At 61.4% G+C, this 2,217-nt stretch carries 3 protein-coding genes; all 3 read right to left on the reverse strand.

Features of this window, described 5'->3' with window-relative positions; all coding sequences use genetic code 11:
* A partial coding sequence (locus CW742_RS11035; protein ID WP_292420359.1) for a coenzyme F420 hydrogenase/dehydrogenase beta subunit N-terminal domain-containing protein occupies positions 1–735 on the reverse strand: 735 nt, incomplete at its 3' end.
* Positions 736–738: 3 nt separating this feature from the next.
* The gene (locus CW742_RS11040; RefSeq protein WP_292420360.1) at positions 739–1,482 is read right to left on the reverse strand and encodes a hypothetical protein; all 744 of its coding nucleotides are present in this window, start codon (positions 1,480–1,482) and stop codon (positions 739–741) included.
* A 3-nt stretch (positions 1,483–1,485) separates the two neighbouring features.
* Positions 1,486–2,217, reverse strand: a 732-nt coding sequence (locus tag CW742_RS11045) for a glutamate synthase-related protein (protein ID WP_292420361.1), incomplete at its 5' end; no start/stop codon positions are given.

Consider the following 2,217-nt stretch of genomic DNA (forward strand, 5'->3'; position numbering starts at 1 on the left):
GATCTCGAGTTTTCCCTTGACATCCAGTTTCCGGATCTCGTGGGGTTCGAGTTTGTAGTGCGATTTCAGTTTGCCGTGGACCAGTGCCTGGTAATCGAAGGTCTCGGTGCAGAACAACCCGATCACGAGCCGGAGGGATTTGGCGTAGGGTTTCAGGAGGTCGTTGTCGCTTGTGCGGATCCGGGCAAGAGCCTGCACGGCACACGGGACACCGACAACGGCGATCTTTTTGAATTTCCGCTCAACAACCGCGTTCTTGAGTGCTGCGAGGAGCGGCACCCACCAGCTGTACCGGCTCCCGGCCTGCTGGATGAGGACATCCGACTTCGTAATGACCACCGATGACGGGCGGAGAGTCCAGCGGTCTTCTGTCACGGTCACCACGGCATCGATAAGCCCTTCGTCCAGTGCGTTGGCAAGGAGTGCCGTGACCGCCCCGCCGCTCTGCTTTTTCGGTACGTCGAAGGCTGCCTTTGCCGTGACCATCTCGAGGAACGGACCGATCTCTTCCTTCGGCTGTTCGCCGATGCGGGGGCATACCGCATAACACGCCCCGCACTGAACACTGTCCGTTGCTTCCTTGCAGTACCCGGTGCTGACCGGGCTTGTCACCATCTCCCCTTCCGTAAAGGAGAGTGCATCGGCCGGGCAGACTGCCACGCAGGCACCGCAGCCCGAACATTTCCCGGTGTCCCAGACCTCGCTTTTCAAATCAAGGTAACTTTTTGCTGCCATTTCTCACTCCCAGGTATACTTGTTCGCAAACGGACGAGCGCTCGACGGGATGATCCGCGAATAGTCAGCAGCGAGCAGGACTTTTGCATCCATGCCGAATGCCTGTGCAAAATCCTCCAGGATCGGACGGATCATCTCTTTCTGTTCTGCTGTGAGCGGCTGCTGTTTTGCCCCGACGCCGAGATATTTCTCATCAGCCTTTCCCCGGACAATGATCTCGCCGCCATGGATCCCGCTTCCGACTCCCCGCTCGCTGATTGGTGCAACGCCATTTAAGCCGAGGACGATGAGGAGTCCCCCGGCCATGTATTCGCCGAGGAATGCCCGGGCCGATCCCCCGACAACAAGGATCGGGCGCTTCTCCATGTACTGCTTCATGTGGATCCCGCCGCGGTACCCGATGTTGTCCCGGACATAGACCCGGCCGCCCCGCATGCTGTGGGCCACCGCATCCCCGGCGCTGCCGTGGATGATCACCTTGCCCTTGTCCATGGTGTTGCCCGGCGCATGGTCAGCATTGCCGTTCACCACAATGGTCGGCCCGCTCATGAACATGGCAAGGTCGCCACCGGGGACCCCGTTGACCGTGATCGTCACGCCCTCGCCGCGGAGACCGTCCCCGATGAACCGCTGGCCGAGCACATTGTCGATGACGATCTCCTTTGCCCCGTTTGCAACGGCGGTCCGGATCTTCTGGTTGAGGGGCGTGTAGTGGAGGTCCCGTGCATCGATCTTTACGGCTCGCATGGTTCAGGCCCCCACGGTCTGGACATCCAGGACTTTCAACAGGCCTTCGTCCAGCATGTATCCCCGGAGCCGGTCACGGTTGCCCCGCAGGCTCTCGATGCTGTTGATGCCGGCAGCTCCCATGAGCTCGGCGAGCTCGTCGGTCCAGCCATGGATGAGGTTTGCGACCTGCGTTGCATTGGTCTCCGGGTCCAGGCGCCGGGTCAGTTCCGGTTTCTGCGTTGCTATGCCCCAGGCGCAGTTCCCCCGGTAGCAGGTGCCGCAGACCCGGCAGCCCATGGCAATGAGGGCGGACGTGCCGATGTATACGGCGTCGGCTCCGAGGCAGATGATCTTTGCCACATCGGCACTCTCGCGGATGCCGCCGCTTGCGATGATGGAGACCTCGTTCCGGATCCCCTGGGACCGGAGCTTTGCATCCACGCTTGCAACGGCTGCTTCGACCGGGATACCGACATTGTCGCGGAAGACCCGGGGTGCTGCACCGGTCCCGCCACGGAACCCGTCAATGACAACCGCGTCAGCGCCGGACCGGGCGATACCGGCAGCGATCGCGGCCGAGTTGTGGACAGCGGCGATCTTGACAAAGACCGGCTTCTTCCACTCGGTCGCCTCTTTCAGGCTGCGGACGAGTTGTTTCAGGTCTTCGATACTGTAGATATCGTGGTGGGGTGCCGGGCTGATGGCATCGCTGCCCTCCGGGATCATGCGGGTGCAGGAGACATCGGCACAGAC

The organism is Methanoregula sp., from assembly GCF_002835825.1.
In the GTDB taxonomy this organism is placed as follows: domain Archaea; phylum Halobacteriota; class Methanomicrobia; order Methanomicrobiales; family Methanospirillaceae; genus Methanoregula.

Excerpts from the sequence above, each read along its gene's own strand:
- CW742_RS11040 (WP_292420360.1), bottom strand. The coding sequence starts at position 1,482 with ATGCGAGCCGTAAAGATCGATGCACGGGACCTCCACTACACGCCCCTC.